Genomic DNA, 16,433 nt, shown 5'->3' with positions numbered 1-16,433 from the left:
GTATCTCGTATCTCGTATCTCGTATCTCGTATCTCGTATCTCGTATCTCGTATCTCGTATCTCGTATCTCGTATCTCGTATCTCGTATCTCGTATCTCGTATCTCGTATCTCGTATCTCGTATCTCGTATCTCGTAGAAATTAAAGCAGATAACCAACAAACCAACATTTAGTTTGCTTTGTTCTATAAGCAGCTCGCACGATAAGCGTAAAAAAGCCCAGCGCTAAGGCTGGGCTAAGTCATATCGAATTAAGAGCTATAGGTTTGTTTGGCTCTCTTGAGTCGTTGCGAACTTGGACGGCGGCAGTCCAAAATGCAGTCTAAACTTCTGACTAAAATAAGAAGGGTCGTTAAAGCCACAATTAAACGCGACCTCGCTAATTTTCTCGCCAGCTAAGAGCTGCTCGCATGCTGTTTCTAAGCGAACTTCGGTAAGATAATCTTTAAAAGTACGAGATGACGCTGATTTAAAACGTCGTTGTAAGCTTCTTTCTGACATAAACAACAATTTTGCAGCAGAGGCAGTACCAAACTCAGCGTCGGAGAAATTGTCACTCACTAGCTGATAAACTTTGTTGAGCCACTCTTGTTCTGGTGACATCTTAACTGGCTCTTGCCTAGTCGGCTCTAACACGCCTTCGAAGCTATCCCTGATAACATGCTCAAGCTGCTCATCCGTTAAATGAACTTTAGGCCACGTAATGTCGAACTTGTTCTGCGTGTCAGAGCTTATGATCGACAATTTCCCTCCACTGGCTTCAACCAAAGTGGGTAACTGTTCGATACTCAGGTCCACCTGGTTCATTGCCACAGGCTTGCCAAACGTCAACTTAGAAGGGAGTTGATTACCAAAATCCAACATGGTTAACGTGATATGCTGCTGATCTTCATCAATTGAAACTCTGACAGACTGGCCTCGATAGGAACGTTTAATAATATTGGCAAAAACGGTATTAAAGATCACATCAAGGTTAAAGCTCTCCAGCACCACCCTACTGTGACTATTAATATCCTGAAACTCTAACTCCAAGCCTGCTTTTTTGAAGTCTTCCCGCCACACGTCAATTACTGAGCAAGTGATTTGATTCAAATCGTAACTCTGGGCATCCCCTGTATTCTCTACAGGTGCAATTTTTAATTCATTGAGCTGCCAATAAGCCTTCTTCAGATGATCTTGTGTTGATTCATCACAATCATCAGGCACAAATTTAGCAAACACATCGACACTTGTTTTTATGGAGCTTGCAACGTGATCAACGAGCAGGTTCCTCACTTGGATTTGCTTACGTAATTGTTGATTACTCGAGAGCAATACCCGACTTTGGTGGCGAAGCTGGTTGGTTTTTAATGTTACTTGCGCCGCCAACTCTTTATTATGTTGAAGGACATAACGTGATCGCCAGTAACCTACAGCACCAAACACAAACAACAGTGTCACTACAAAACTGAAAATAGCAAATGACGTACGATACCAAGGCTCTAAAACAGTAAATTCAAACTCTGCTCCCACCTGACCACGTATAACTTGCTCTCCACTGCTCACTTGAAGTGTGTAGTGACCAGAACTCAAATGTTCTAAGTTTAATTGTCCACCTTCTAGCGCTTGCCACTCATCATATGTATTGAGCCTAAAGTGAAGTACTTGATTACCGGGCTTTGGCATCACACCGAATAAGAAGCTCACCGAAGATCCAAATGGGATGTAAGTGTCACGCAGTTCCCCGCCACCAACTTGAATCACGCCACTTTCCGAAGACACTCGGCTAATAATCACCTTGGATTCAGGAGATTTAGATACAAGTAGGGTCGTGGAGTCAGCCGTAACCAAACCATATTTTGAACCAAATACTAATGTTTTATGGCTATCTTCAGGGTGAGAAAGTTGATTACAAACCCCCGACGTGAACTCATTGTTGATTAACCCAGAAGCTGAAGAAAAGTGCTTAACTAACTCACCGGATAATCGGTAATAGCTTAAACCTACTGATGATGAAAGCCAGACCCCTTCAGAATCGGCTAACATACATGCCGGACGAGCGTTATCAATGCTTAATGCCATTGATATTTGCTCATTGCTGCGCAACTGCGTTTTGAAGACACCGTAGGCTGAGGCAAACCAATATGCCCCATCGGTTGATTCGACAATATCAAGTACCTCACCATAATTTGCCGAAAAATGATTAAATCGTATTTTTTCGCCATCATACTGATAATAACCATGGTCAGTACCAACGATCAGTTGGGATCCAGAAGCAAATAATCGGGTTATTTTCGCTGGAAGGTATTGTGCAACGAGCCAATCATCGCCTAAGTTACGTAACAAGTGCTCACTAGGGTCGATGTAGAAAAGACTTCTCCCGCGGGCAAGCCAGATTTTGCCATCATCAGTAGCAATGATGTGCTCAATTGGTGCCCCCGCCAACGCCCTTAGATATGGAAGTTCAATCCACTTTTGTCTCTTTAAATCATAAACTTGAAGACCATTACTGGTTGCTAGCCAAACCTGCTGCTCCCTTATCGCAAACTGTGCAATCTTATCCTTTGTCTGAATCATAAGCTTGGTGTTCGCGTTACTGCGTAGGTACACATTTCGGTCATCCGATAACCACAACTGATTCTTCGGCCCTGTGTAAGTTTGCTCAATTTTGTTGAGATCTGTAATTCGATTCCCACTACCAAAAGTTATTCGCTCAAACTTCTTGCTAAACGTCGAGTAATAACGAATACCACGATTTGTCGCGATCCACATACCACCCATATTGTCATTCAGCAATGAGTAGATTTTACTTTGACTCAAATCGAGCTCTTGGAAACTGGCAGCGGTTACCTTAGAAGTCTCACCAGATAAAAATGAATGAACGAAGAGCCCATGCTCGGTGCCAATCCAGTACTCTTGATTCGTTTCTGCTATTGCCAATACATGTGAATCACCAATTCTTACAATTGGTCGTTCTGCATTTTCTAGACTGAACACCAACGCTCCTTTAAGCGAGCCGATGACGATCTCACGCCTTGTTGGTGAATAGTAGACTTTTTCAATGAAGTGCTTTTTAGAAGAAACAATATGATTAAATCGTTTCCCTTCAGATAAGTATGCCCCTGAGTTCGTCGCTAAAACCCAGCGCGTTTTTACGAAGATTGCGTCATTAATATAAACATGACTGTTGTTGCTATGTTGATATAGCTGGAGTAATGAGTACGTCTCTAACTTATCCTGAGCGACATGGTAAGTGTAAAACTGTGAACCATCACTAACCCATATATAGTCGCCCGATGCACCAATTTTTCTAATTTGGGCACCTGGATTCAAACTAAAGATTAGCTTCCGTTCTTGATTTGGCTTCGTCCGATAGACTTCATTGTTGAAAAACGTCCAAAACGCGCCATCAACATAGGCAACTTGATCTACGGAAAAATCAAGCAAACTGCCAGACTTTGGCTGAAGGTTGCTGCCATCATAAAAAAGCACTCGACCATGAACGTCATGAATCCACAAACCACCCTGTTCTCCAGCGAAAAGATGTTGGGCAGCAATGAACGTACCCTTTATCTGAGTCGGTAATGGGTAGAAAATTGCACTAGCACTATCAAGCGCAAGTACTGGAAAGGAAAGAAAAATACCCAACCATAATTGGGTGATAGTACGGAGCAAGTCGAAACCCTTAATAACATAATATTGCGCTTCATATACCTTTCAACAATCCATTGTTAGGCTTAAAGTGTTGTTATTTCGAAGCGCTAATTATGATAATCATATATCAATTCCCATACGATAAAAGTTTCGACTCGTGATTGGTGTCAAATCTTACTGCTGGATCACGTAAGTAAGCGTATTTCTATTTTCGTTGCAGCTAAAATCGACCAATTTTAATTCAAACACTGAGCAAAACTGTTCGACATCCCTTTCAGGAAAGTGAAATAACTGCCTGACTTTACTTCGATCTCGGTCCCCAACGGATCGAGGACTCCAGCTTTCACATCGTTACCTCGCATGACACTTTCAATAACCGCAGGAGTGAATTGAGGCTCCGAGAAAACACACGCCACGTCACCTGTGCTCAAGGTTTTACGAATATGAATAAGTGTTTTAGCACCGGGTTTGCGATCAGGAGAAACCGTAAAATGTCCCAGTTGATTCAGTTCATAGCGCTCTTCGAAGTAACCATAAGCATCATGGAACACAAAATAGCCTTTATCTTTTACTGATTTTAACTGCGCCTTGATCTGCAAATCAGTTGCTTTTAACTGTGTTTCAAATTTCTTTAAGTTTGCTGCGTAGGCATCCGCGTTATCAGGGTCGACATCTACAAGCTTCAGCGTAATGGCAGTAGCAACTTGCTGAACTGTATCAATGCCTAACCAAAAATGAGGGTCATGCGTACCATGATCATGTCCATCGTGATCATGATTATGCTCACTACCAAACTCACGAAGTGATAAGTTGGGAATCTTACTTAGAGTTAATGTGTGGCCTTTATCGGTCACTAACTTTTCTAAAAATGGCTCTAAATCATGGCCAAACCAAATAACAAGGTCGGCAGAAGCAACTTTCTTTACATCTGATGGACGAAGTGCATAGTCATGTGGTGATGCATTTGACTGCAGCAGCACTTCTGGCGTTGCGACTCCTTCCGTCAACTCTGTGGCGATCATTTGGATCGGCTTAATACTGGTTAACACCGTTACCGCATGAGCAGGCACAGTTAACAGCGTAGAAATAGCAAGAATGATGGCTCTTTTCATAGTTTTTCTTGGGATATGGCGTGGAAAGTGAGATAATGTTACATTATAACATTATTGATTTGCAAATGAGTTTCATTCATGTCTTCACTAGTCCGTCTTGAACAGTTGTGCGTCGAGTTTGACGAACGCAGAGTTCTCGATAATATCACTATGGAATTAGAAAAGGGCAAGATAACTACCCTAATTGGTCCCAACGGAGCGGGAAAGTCGACGTTAGTTAAAGTCATCTTAGGTCTCCAGAAGCCAACTAGTGGCAAGCTAACTAGACAACGTAAACTGAAAATCGGCTACGTTCCTCAAAAGCTAAAACTCAATGATTCCTTGCCACTAACGGTTATCCGCTTCTTAAACTTAGCAGGAAAATACAGTAAGCAAGAATGTCTCGATGCATTAAAGCTTGTCGGTGCTGAACACCTCATCGCAAGCAACATGCACCGTCTTTCTGGTGGTGAGAATCAACGTGTACTGCTTGCCCGTGCGCTCCTGCAGCGACCAGAGTTATTAGTGCTGGATGAGCCGGCTCAAGGTGTGGACGTACAAGGTCAAATCGACTTATATGATCTGATAGAGAGCATTCGCCATCGCTTTGATTGTGGTGTATTTATGGTTTCGCATGACCTGCATTTAGTCATGGCAAAAACTGATGATGTAATTTGCTTACATCACCATGTGTGCTGTTCAGGTTCACCAGCAACCATTACTCAACACCCTTCTTATATTGCGTTATTTGGTAACGCCGCTCGTGAGTCTTTAGCATTTTACCATCACGACCATGAACACCATCATCACGACTTGGCTGGATCACCAGTGACTGGTGACGCGACATCTTGTTCAAACCATTCTCACGGACACCATCATCATGATTGAGTTTTTATTGCCTTCAATACTGGCCGGTATTGGTATCGCAATCATCGCAGGCCCACTTGGCTCATTCGTGGTATGGCGCAAAATGGCTTACTTCGGTGATACGCTTGCACATGCGTCTTTGATGGGGTTAGCACTTGGCTTCCTACTAGATATAAATCTATACCTTGCGCTGCTTGTTTGCTGTCTCGCTTTAGCGGTACTGCTAGTGACACTTCAAAAGCAACAGCTTGTCGCAACAGATACTTTGCTGGGCATCTTAGCGCACAGTGCTCTATCTATCGGTTTAGTGTCGGTGAGTTTCTTAGACAACGTTCGTGTCGATCTAATGAGCTACTTGTTTGGTGACCTATTGGCGGTATCACCTCAAGATCTGATGTTCATCTATGCTGGTGTTGTCGCAGTCAGCGCTTGTTTGTACCTGTTCTGGCGCCCATTACTATCCAGCACAGTGAGCGAAGAGCTTGCTGCTGTTGAAGGAGTGAACACCGATTTAGTGCGTCTAGTACTGATGCTTATGGTAGGTGTGGTGATTGCAGTCGGAATGAAATTTGTTGGTGCATTGATCATGACGTCGCTATTGATCATCCCAGCCGCAACTGCGCGTAAAGTTTCTTCTTCGCCAGAACAAATGGCACTGTTTGCTTCGATTATCGGTTCGATCGCGGTGCTGATGGGTCTGAGCCTATCTTGGCATTTCGATACTCCAGCGGGTCCCTCTGTCGTAATCAGTGCAACATTCTTATTCATGCTTAGCCAACTCATTAGCCGCAAAGCATAATCGCACTGAGTGTTAGAAAAAACCATGCTTGAGACGCAAATCAAGATGGACCAGAAAAAGAAAAGCCTGCGAAATCGCAGGCTTTTTAATGCTTATACAGTGGTTTGGTTGATTACCAACCCGTCACTTCACGTAGACCTTTACCAATCTCAGCTAGAGATTTCACAGTCTTAACGCCAGCGGCTTCTAGTGCTGCGAATTTGTCTTCTGCAGTACCTTTACCACCAGAGATGATAGCACCTGCGTGACCCATACGCTTACCAGGAGGAGCAGTAACACCCGCAATGTAAGAAACCACTGGCTTCGTTACGTTTTCTTTGATGTAAGCCGCAGCTTCCTCTTCCGCAGTACCACCGATTTCACCAATCATTACGATTGCTTCTGTTTCAGGGTCTTCTTGGAAAAGCTTCAGGATATCGATGAAGTTTGAACCTGGGATTGGGTCACCACCGATACCAACACACGTTGACTGGCCAAAGCCTTCGTCAGTCGTTTGTTTAACCGCTTCGTACGTTAGTGTGCCTGAGCGAGAAACGATGCCCACTTTACCTTTCTTGTGGATGTGACCAGGCATGATGCCAATCTTACACTCATCAGGCGTGATAACGCCCGGACAGTTAGGACCGATCATGCGAACTCCAGTTTCTTCTAGCTTCACTTTTACGTCGATCATATCTGTTGTTGGGATACCTTCAGTGATCGTTACGATAAGCTCGATACCTGCGTCGATCGCTTCTAAGATTGCATCTTTACAGAATGGTGCAGGAACGTAGATAACTGTTGCTGTTGCGCCAGTTACTTCTACTGCTTCACGTACTGTGTTGAATACTGGAAGACCAAGGTGAGTTTGACCACCTTTACCTGGAGATACACCACCAACCATTTGTGTACCGTAAGCAATTGCCTGCTCTGAGTGGAAAGTACCTTGACCACCAGTGAAGCCCTGACAGATTACTTTAGTGTCTTTGTTAATTAGTACAGACATTATTTAGCCTCCGCAGCAGCAACAACTTTCTGAGCAGCATCTGTTAGCGACTCAGCAGCAATGATATCAACATCAGAATTAGCAAGAACTTCACGACCTAGGTCTGCGTTAGTACCTTCTAGACGAACAACAACAGGTACCGTTACACCAACTTCTTTCACTGCACCAATGATGCCTTCAGCGATCATGTCACAACGAACGATACCGCCAAAGATGTTTACTAGAACGGCTTTCACGTTGTCATCAGATAGGATGATTTTAAATGCTTCTGCTACACGCTCTTTTGTCGCACCACCACCTACATCTAGGAAGTTCGCAGGCTTGCCACCGTGTAAGTTTACGATGTCCATTGTACCCATCGCTAGGCCCGCACCGTTAACCATACAGCCAACGTTACCGTCTAGCGCTACGTAGTTCAGTTCCCACTGAGCGGCGTGTGCTTCACGCTCATCTTCTTGTGAAGGATCGTGCATTTCACGAAGCTTAGGCTGACGGTACAGTGCGTTTGAGTCGATGTTGATCTTACCGTCAAGACACAGCAGGTTGCCTTCGCCAGTAATAACTAGTGGGTTGATCTCTAGTAGCGCTAGGTCGTACTGAGAGAACATAGTGCCAAGACCCATAAAGATCTTAACGAATTGTTTGATTTGGTCACCTTCAAGACCAAGTTTGAAAGCAAGCTCACGACCTTGGTAAGCTTGCGGGCCTACTAGTGGATCGATAGCTGCTTTGTGGATTAGCTCCGGCGTTTCTTCCGCAACTTTTTCGATTTCCACACCACCTTCAGTCGAAGCCATGAAAACGATCTTACGAGTTGCACGGTCAACAACCGCACCAAGGTAAAGTTCGTTGGCAATGTTAGACGCTTCTTCTACAAGGATTTTAGTAACAGGCTGACCATTTGCGTCTGTTTGGTAAGTCACCAAGTTCTTACCTAGCCATTTTTGTGCGAATTCTTTTACGCCATCTTTTGTATCGTGTAGCTCAACACCGCCCGCTTTACCGCGGCCACCAGCGTGAACCTGACATTTTACAACTTTCTTTTCAGTAGTGATGCGACCCGCTGCTTCGAAAGCTTCTTGTGGCGTATCACATGCGTAGCCTTCCGGTACAGGCAAACCGAATTCTGCAAACAGCTGTTTGGCTTGGTATTCATGCAAATTCATTTTGATATTCCGTTTGTTTATCCCTCAAGGGATTTATTATTTCCATAACACCACTTCATGCGGTGCGTCTGTAGGGTCTTCTCAAATCAACTGCTTATGTATTTATCGGGCGCAGTTCAAGTGAAGGCCAGACGCTGAGCCAGTCTAGCCTTGGATATCGTGGACGTCGAGCTATCAAGGACAACTCGACGTTTTAGCGATATTAAACGTCTAATAACAGACGTGCTGGATCTTCTAGTAGCTCTTTAATCGTTACTAGGAAGCCCACTGATTCACGACCATCAATCAAACGGTGATCGTAAGATAGTGCTAAGTACATCATTGGCAAGATTTCTACTTTGCCGTCAACCGCCATTGGACGCTCTTGGATTTTGTGCATACCCAAAATTGCCGATTGTGGTGGGTTGATGATTGGTGTAGACATCAATGAGCCAAACACACCGCCGTTCGTGATAGTGAAGTTACCGCCCATCAACTCATCAACCGTTAGCTTGCCGTCACGGCCTTTGATTGCTAGCTCTTTGATGCCTTTCTCGATGTCAGCAAAACCTAGTGTGTCACAGTCTTTTAGAACTGGAGTCACTAGACCACGTGGCGTAGAAACCGCCATGCTGATGTCGAAGTAGTTGTGGTACACGATGTCATCACCATCGATAGATGCGTTCACTTCTGGGTAACGTTTCAGTGCTTCTGTTACTGCTTTCACATAGAAAGACATGAAGCCAAGACGAGTACCATGACGCTCTTCGAACTGGTCTTTGTATTGCTTACGAAGATCCATGATTGGCTTCATGTTCACTTCGTTAAACGTGGTTAGCATTGCCGTGTTGTTCTTCGCTTCTAGAAGACGGTTTGCCACTGTCTTACGTAAACGCGTCATTGGAACACGTTTTTGGCTGCGAGCCGCGGCTGGTGCTTCAACTGCAGCTGGAGCTTCTGCTTTTGGCGCAGCTTTTGCGTTTGCAAGGTGAGCGTCAATGTCTTCACGAGTAATACGACCGCCAACACCAGAGCCTTTCACTTGACTAGCTTCTAGACCGTGTTCAGCAAGAAGACGACGAACTGCTGGGCTTAGCGCGTCGTTGCTTTCTTCTGTTAGCGTCGCTTTATGACGCTTATCAGGAGATGCTTCTTTGTCTTCTGTTGAATCCGTCGTTGGTTCGCCCGCTACTGCACCTGGCTTAAGCTTGGCGATTAACTGTTTCGAAAGTACTGTAGCACCTTCTTCTTCAATAATGGCTTCTAAAACACCGGCTTCCGGAGCTGGTACTTCAAGCACTACTTTATCGGTTTCGATATCAACCAGAACTTCATCACGCTCTACTGCGTCGCCAGGTTGTTTATGCCAAGTCGCTACGGTTGCGTCAGCAACTGATTCAGGTAGATCTGGAACCAGAATTTCAATTGTCATATCTGTTTCTTCCTTTAACTTCTAGTTCTTAATTCGAAGTTGTTGAGTTCACGTTCAGAGCGTCTTCAACCAACGCTTTTTGTTGTTTCAAGTGCACCGACATGTAGCCTACTGCTGGCGAAGCAGAAGCTGGGCGACCTGCGTACTTAAGATCTGCGCCTGCTGGAATAGCAGCACGGAAGTTGTGTTGGCTACAGTACCAAGCACCCTGGTTTTGAGGCTCTTCCTGACACCAAACGAAATCTTCAACATTCGTGTATTGTGCGATAGCAGCTTGCACTTCATCCATCGGGAATGGGTAAAGCTGCTCGATACGCACAATAGCCACATCATCTTGTTCGTTATTGCGACGCTGTTCTAGAAGGTCGAAGTAAACCTTACCCGAACAGAACACAACACGTTTCACTTTGCTTGGATCCAGATTATCAGTTTCTGGAATTGCTGGTTGGAACGTGCCATCAGACAACTCTTCCAACGTTGAAGTACAAAGTGGATGACGCAGTAGCGACTTAGGTGACATAACAATCAGTGGGCGACGCATTGGACGCACCACCTGACGACGGATCATGTGGTAAACCTGTGCCGGTGTAGATGGCACTACAACTTGCATATTCTGTTCAGCACACAATTGTAGGTAACGCTCAAGACGCGCTGATGAGTGCTCAGGGCCTTGGCCTTCATAGCCATGCGGTAGCAACATTGTTAGACCACACAAACGAGCCCATTTTTGCTCACCTGACGAGATAAATTGGTCAATAACAACTTGTGCACCATTTGCAAAGTCACCGAACTGGGCTTCCCAAATGGTCAAGCCACTTGGTTCTGCTGTTGCGTAACCGTATTCAAATGCCAATACCGCTTCTTCTGACAATACAGAATCAAATACTTGGAATGGACCTTGTTTGTCATGAATGTTTGCTAGCGGAATGTAAGTGCTCGCATCATTTTGGTTATGAAGAACAGAGTGACGGTGAAAGAAAGTACCACGTCCAGAGTCCTGGCCTGAGATACGAATACGCTTGCCATCATCAACCAGCGTCGCGTATGCCAATGTTTCAGCCATACCCCAGTCAATTGCCTTTTCACCGCTGATCATTGCAGAACGATCATTGTAAAGCTTGTTTACTCGGCTTTGCAGCTTATGGCTATCTGGGTATTGAATCAGACGTTGACCAAGCTCTTTCAAGCGAGTCGCATCAAATTTATTGTCCCACTCTACATCCCAGTCGTGGCCAAGGTATGGTGACCAGTCAACGGAGTGAAGTGCCATTGGACGCCACTCTTTCACCACAACTTCACCTTTATCAAGCGCGTCACGGTACTCATTAACTAACTGGGTTGCCACCTCGATATCTGATTCGTTTTTGTCGATCAGAACATCAGCGTACAGCTTACGAGGCGTTGGATGTTTTTTGATTTTTTGGTACATCAACGGCTGAGTCGCATTTGGCTCGTCCGCTTCGTTGTGACCATGACGACGGTAACAAACCAAATCAATCACAACATCACGTTTGAACTCATTACGGTAATCCAGTGCAATGCGTGTTACGAATGCAACCGCTTCTGGATCGTCAGCGTTAACGTGGAAAATTGGTGCCTGAACCATTTTCGCGATATCAGTACAGTACATAGTCGAACGTGTATCACGAGGGTTCGAAGTCGTGAAACCAACTTGGTTGTTCACAACAATACGAACTGTACCGCCAACGCAGAAACCACGTGCGAGGGACATGTTGAACGTCTCTGCAACCACACCCTGACCTGCGATTGCAGAGTCACCGTGGATAGTAATAGGCAGTACGCGGCTACCATCAAAGTCCCCTAGGCGATCTTGACGAGCACGAACCGAACCAATAACTACTGGGTTTACAATCTCAAGGTGAGATGGGTTGAAGGCTAGCGCGAGGTGAACATCACCACCCGGCGTTGCAAAGTCTGCAGAGAAACCTTGGTGGTACTTAACATCGCCCGTACCCCATGTTTCATCGTGCTTACCCGCAAACTCATCGAACAAATCTTGAGGCTTCTTACCAAGAACGTTAACGAGCATGTTCAAACGTCCACGGTGAGCCATACCGATAACCACTTCACGCATGCCGCTTGTACCAGCATGACGGATAAGCTCTTTTGTCATCGGAATCAGTGCATCACCACCTTCTAGCGAGAAACGCTTCGCACCTGGGAATTTCGCTCCCAAGTAACGCTCAAGACCTTCAGCAGCCGTCAGCTCCTCAAGAAATGTACGTTTTTCGTCTTTATCGAAAGATGGCTGACCAACCACAGACTCCAAACGTTGTTGGATCCAACGCTTTTGCTCTGTGTCTGTCATGTGCATGTATTCTGCACCGATAGAACCACAGTAGGTTTTCTTCAGTGCTGAGTAGATGTCTTTCAACTGCATCGTCTCTTGGCCAATAGCAAAAGAACCTACGTTGAAAGTTTCTGCGAAGTCATCTTCGGTGAGATTGTGGAATGCAGGGTCTAGCTCCGCCACAGGTGGACGTTGCCATAGACCGAGAGGATCGAGTTCAGCAGCTTCATGACCGCGGAAGCGGTATGCGTTGATAAGCTGTAGAACTTTTACTTGCTTAGCGTCGACATCTGGATCACTAACTTGGACACTGTAATGCTTTGTTTCTTGAGCGAGTCGTCGGAAGTAGTCACGGACACGCGAGTGCGGCTGATCAGCCACTTCTTCTGAGTTCTTAGGCAACTCATCGAATACACGTTTCCATTCCTCACTTACCAGATCGGGGTCACTTAGATACAGTTCGTAGAGGTCTTCTACATACGTTGCATTGGCGCCAGCCAAGTGTGAAGACTCGAGCCATGCCTTCATCACGCCGTTGTGCATATTTTCCCTTAACCAGTAGTTTTCACGTTTGCTTCGGTCTGCGCCGAGCTATTAAGAGCCGCTCCAAGTGGAGCGGCAATTTTTGTTGTTAATTAAATCGAACGATTCACTAGCATCGACTTGATGTGACCGATGGCTTTCGTTGGATTTAGCCCCTTAGGACAAACACTTACACAATTCATGATGCCATGGCAACGAAAAACGCTAAATGCATCATCAAGATCGGACAAACGTTCATCAGTTGCTGTATCTCGGCTATCAATTAGCCAGCGATAAGCCGCTAATAGACCAGCAGGGCCGATAAATTTATCTGGGTTCCACCAGAATGATGGACAAGACGTTGTACAACATGCACACATAATACATTCGTACAATCCATCTAAATGGGCACGCTCATCTGGCGACTGTAAGTTTTCACGAGATGGTGGTAGAGCACCATCATCAATCAAGAAAGGCTTAACTTTCGCATAGTTATCGTAGAACTGTGTCATGTCAACGATAAGATCGCGTACGACTGGTAGACCAGGTAATGGACGGATGACAATCTGGTCGCCTTGAAGCGCTGAAAGTGGCGTAATACACGCAAGGCCATTCTTACCGTTCATGTTTAGGCCATCAGAGCCACATACACCTTCACGGCATGAACGACGAAACGCAATGCTAGGATCTTGCTCTTTTAATAGAATCAAGGCATCCAGAAGCATCATGTCTGATCCTTCTTCCACTTCAAGCGTGTAGTCCTTCATGTACGGCTTTTGGTCGACATCAGGGTTGTAGCGGTACAAAGAGAAATTCAGTTTCATAATATTACCCTCCTTTCCTTAGTACGTACGTGCTTTTGGTGGAAACGCTTCACGATGGATTGGCTCCATGTTTACACCACGTTTCGTCATTGCTTCCGTTTCTGGGTTGTAGATAGAGTGGCATAGCCACTGCTCATCATCACGGTCTGGGAAGTCAAAACGAGCATGCGCACCACGGCTTTCTGTGCGGTAGTTAGCCGCCACCGCCGTCGCATAAGCAGTTTCCATCAAGTTTTCTAGTTCAAGACACTCAATACGTTGTGTGTTGAACTCAGTCGACTTATCAGCAAGGTGAGCGTTTTTCAAACGTTCACGGATAGCTTTCAGCTCTACTAGACCTTTTGCCATTGCATCACCTTCGCGGAATACCGAGAAGTTGTTTTGCATACACTGTTGTAGGTCTTTGCGAATTTGCGCTGGATCTTCACCGTCAGTGCTATTTTCCCAACGGTTGTAACGCTCTAGTGAACGTTCAATATCAGCTTCTGTTGCAGGTTTCGCGTCAGCTTGCTTAAGCAGAGTTTCACCCAAGTGAAGGCCCGTCGCACGACCAAATACCACAAGGTCAAGCAGCGAGTTACCACCTAGACGGTTTGCACCGTGTACCGATACAGAAGCAATCTCACCACAAGCAAATAGACCTTGAACTTCAACATCACCGCCATTCTCGTCCTGGCGAATCGCCTGACCTGATACTTGAGTAGGAATACCACCCATCATATAGTGGCACGTAGGAATTACAGGGATTGGCTCTTTGACCGGATCAACGTGCGCAAATGTACGAGACAATTCACAAACGCCTGGCAAACGAGACTCTAGTGTCTCTTTCCCTAAGTGATCCAGTTTCAATTTAATATGTGGACCCCAAGGGCCATCACAACCACGACCTTCACGAATTTCAATCATCATCGAACGCGCTACTACATCACGACCAGCAAGATCTTTCGCGTTTGGTGCGTAACGTTCCATGAATCGCTCACCGTCTTTGTTTAGAAGGTAACCACCTTCGCCACGACAGCCCTCTGTTACAAGAACACCTGCGCCAGCGATACCCGTTGGGTGGAACTGCCACATTTCCATGTCTTGCATAGGGACACCGGCACGAAGTGCCATACCAACACCATCACCAGTGTTGATGTGAGCGTTAGTTGTCGATGCGTAGATACGACCAGCACCACCCGTTGCTAGGATAGTTGCTTTCGATTTGAAGTAGCACACTTCACCCGTTTCCATGCATAGCGCAGTACAGCCTAGAACAACACCATCTTCATTCTTAACGATATCAAGAGCATACCACTCAGAGAATACCGTTGTTTTGTGCTTGATGTTTTGTTGGTAAAGCGTGTGCAGAAGTGCGTGACCAGTACGGTCTGCCGCTGCCGCTGTACGCGCTGCTTGCTCGCCGCCAAAGTTCTTTGACTGGCCGCCAAACGGGCGTTGATAAATAGTACCGTTATCAAAACGAGAGAAAGGAAGACCCATTTTCTCTAGCTCGATAACAGATTCAGGACCGTTCTTACACATGTACTCGATTGCGTCTTGGTCACCGATATAGTCAGAACCTTTCACCGTATCGTACATGTGCTGTTCCCAATGATCTTCGTGCGCGTTACCTAGCGCAACCGTAATACCACCTTGAGCAGAAACAGTGTGTGAACGTGTTGGGAATACTTTAGATAGCAAAGCACAAGACAGGCCTTGCTCTGAAATTTGTAGTGCAGCGCGCATACCTGCACCACCAGCGCCGATTACTACGGCATCAAACTCACGAACTGGAATAGACACTTACGCACCCCACAGAATAAATAGACCAGAGAAGACATAGCCGAATAGCACGGCAATAACACCAAGTTGAAGAGCACCACGAAGTTTCGCGCACTTAATGTAATCGGTTAACACTTGCCATAAACCAATCCACGCGTGGATAAGCACTGACATAAGTGCCAACATGGTGAAAACTTTCGTGAATGTGCCACCAAAGAACTGGGTCCAAGATGCGTAAGAGATATCTGTAAAAGCACAAAATGCCACCAGATAAATTGTGTAAAGCGTCATAATGATGGCTGTTGCACGGATCAGTAGGAAATCGTGTACACCATTACGACCGAATGAAGATACGTGTTTTACCATACCAAGATCCCCGCCAATAGTGATAATACTGCTGTCGCACCAAACGCAACTTTCGCGCTCATCGCTCCGGACTCTAGCTCTTCAAAATGACCCAGATCCATTAGTAGGTGACGAATACCACCAGCAATGTGGTAGGCAAGTGCAGTTAGAATTCCCCATAGAATGAATTTCACGAAGAAGCTATCGACGATGTCAGCGGCTTCCATAAAACCCATCGGGGATGACAGAGAAATGGACAGTAACCAAAGCAATATGCCCACCGCAACAAACGTAATCACTCCCGACACTCGGTGTAGGATGGATGCGATTGCTGTGATGGGAAAGCGAATGGTCTGTAAATCTAAATTAACAGGTCTTGACTTTCTTTCTTTCACGGGCTTGCTCACTCAGCTCCATTGAGCATTTATTGTTATAACTAATTTCAGCTTCCAAATGTGCAAAAGTTAACATTTGATTAACAAATACTCGCAATAAACCTAGAGATAATTGTAAACACTTTGTTAACACCGGAGTCCGTAAACAAACCTCACTTTTGTTTCCAGCCCCGAATTTATAAGGATTTAACTAAAATTTTCTGTGCCAATATACGGCTAGCAACATTCTAATACAATTGATGTAACAAATTATGCTACATAGAACAGATTTTTAACGATTTTCATGAGAAAAATCATAACAAGTGCACACAAAAATGGAGAA

12 protein-coding genes are annotated in these 16,433 nt (G+C 45.3%); 2 read left to right on the top strand and 10 right to left on the bottom strand.

Translation table 11 applies throughout. The features are described from left to right. Positions 1-256 precede the first annotated feature (256 nt). Both ACTS60_RS02550 and znuA read right to left on the bottom strand, forming a co-directional pair. Positions 257-3,652, bottom strand: coding sequence for an AraC family transcriptional regulator (locus tag ACTS60_RS02550; RefSeq protein ID WP_440887012.1), 3,396 nt, complete (start codon positions 3,650-3,652; stop codon positions 257-259). A gap of 215 nt (positions 3,653-3,867) precedes the next feature. Then, positions 3,868-4,743 (bottom strand): zinc ABC transporter substrate-binding protein ZnuA, encoded by an 876-nt coding sequence (gene znuA / locus ACTS60_RS02545; protein ID WP_440887011.1) that lies wholly within the window; start codon positions 4,741-4,743, stop codon positions 3,868-3,870. Positions 4,744-4,821: 78 nt separating this feature from the next. On the opposite strand from znuA, the gene znuC reads away from it, so the two are divergent. Together znuC and znuB are read left to right on the top strand one after the other, a co-directional pair. Beyond that, the gene (gene znuC, locus ACTS60_RS02540; protein ID WP_440887010.1) at positions 4,822-5,610 is read left to right on the top strand and encodes a zinc ABC transporter ATP-binding protein ZnuC; all 789 of its coding nucleotides are present in this window, start codon (positions 4,822-4,824) and stop codon (positions 5,608-5,610) included. Beyond that, the gene (gene znuB, locus ACTS60_RS02535) at positions 5,603-6,388 is read left to right on the top strand and encodes a zinc ABC transporter permease subunit ZnuB (protein WP_411063528.1); all 786 of its coding nucleotides are present in this window, start codon (positions 5,603-5,605) and stop codon (positions 6,386-6,388) included. Before znuC ends, znuB begins: the two co-directional genes overlap by 8 nt. Positions 6,389-6,500: 112 nt before the next feature. Here the strand turns inward: znuB and sucD are convergent, their stop codons facing one another. The 8 genes from sucD to sdhC all read right to left on the bottom strand — a co-directional run bounded on the left by sucD (position 6,501) and on the right by sdhC (position 16,123). Further along, positions 6,501-7,373, bottom strand: coding sequence for a succinate--CoA ligase subunit alpha (gene sucD / locus ACTS60_RS02530; RefSeq protein WP_005436989.1), 873 nt, complete (start codon positions 7,371-7,373; stop codon positions 6,501-6,503). Then, positions 7,373-8,539 (bottom strand): ADP-forming succinate--CoA ligase subunit beta, encoded by a 1,167-nt coding sequence (sucC, locus tag ACTS60_RS02525; protein ID WP_005426700.1) that lies wholly within the window; start codon positions 8,537-8,539, stop codon positions 7,373-7,375. Before sucC ends, sucD begins: the two co-directional genes overlap by 1 nt. Positions 8,540-8,741: 202 nt before the next feature. After that, complete coding sequence (gene odhB, locus ACTS60_RS02520; RefSeq protein WP_440887009.1) at positions 8,742-9,950, bottom strand: 2-oxoglutarate dehydrogenase complex dihydrolipoyllysine-residue succinyltransferase; 1,209 nt, start codon at positions 9,948-9,950, stop codon at positions 8,742-8,744. Between the two features lie 28 nt (positions 9,951-9,978). Further along, positions 9,979-12,804, bottom strand: coding sequence for a 2-oxoglutarate dehydrogenase E1 component (gene sucA / locus ACTS60_RS02515; protein WP_440887008.1), 2,826 nt, complete (start codon positions 12,802-12,804; stop codon positions 9,979-9,981). Positions 12,805-12,896: 92 nt separating this feature from the next. Further along, a complete protein-coding gene (locus ACTS60_RS02510; RefSeq protein WP_038885285.1) occupies positions 12,897-13,607 on the bottom strand; it encodes a succinate dehydrogenase iron-sulfur subunit in 711 nt (236 codons plus the stop codon). A gap of 18 nt (positions 13,608-13,625) precedes the next feature. After that, positions 13,626-15,392 carry a succinate dehydrogenase flavoprotein subunit gene (sdhA, locus tag ACTS60_RS02505; RefSeq protein ID WP_010446832.1) on the bottom strand — a complete coding sequence of 589 codons (1,767 nt, stop codon included), beginning with the start codon at positions 15,390-15,392 and terminating at the stop codon, positions 13,626-13,628. After that, positions 15,393-15,737, bottom strand: a complete 345-nt coding sequence (gene sdhD, locus ACTS60_RS02500; protein ID WP_440887007.1) for a succinate dehydrogenase, hydrophobic membrane anchor protein — start codon at positions 15,735-15,737, stop codon at positions 15,393-15,395. Further along, the gene (gene sdhC / locus ACTS60_RS02495; protein WP_440887006.1) at positions 15,731-16,123 is read right to left on the bottom strand and encodes a succinate dehydrogenase cytochrome b556 subunit; all 393 of its coding nucleotides are present in this window, start codon (positions 16,121-16,123) and stop codon (positions 15,731-15,733) included. The genes sdhD and sdhC overlap by 7 nt, the downstream gene beginning before the upstream one ends. Positions 16,124-16,433: the final 310 nt, after the last annotated feature.

The organism is Vibrio sp. WZ-1, from assembly GCF_052037695.1.
Taxonomy (GTDB): Bacteria; Pseudomonadota; Gammaproteobacteria; order Enterobacterales; family Vibrionaceae; genus Vibrio.
This window is presented reverse-complemented; position numbering and strand designations above follow the sequence as displayed.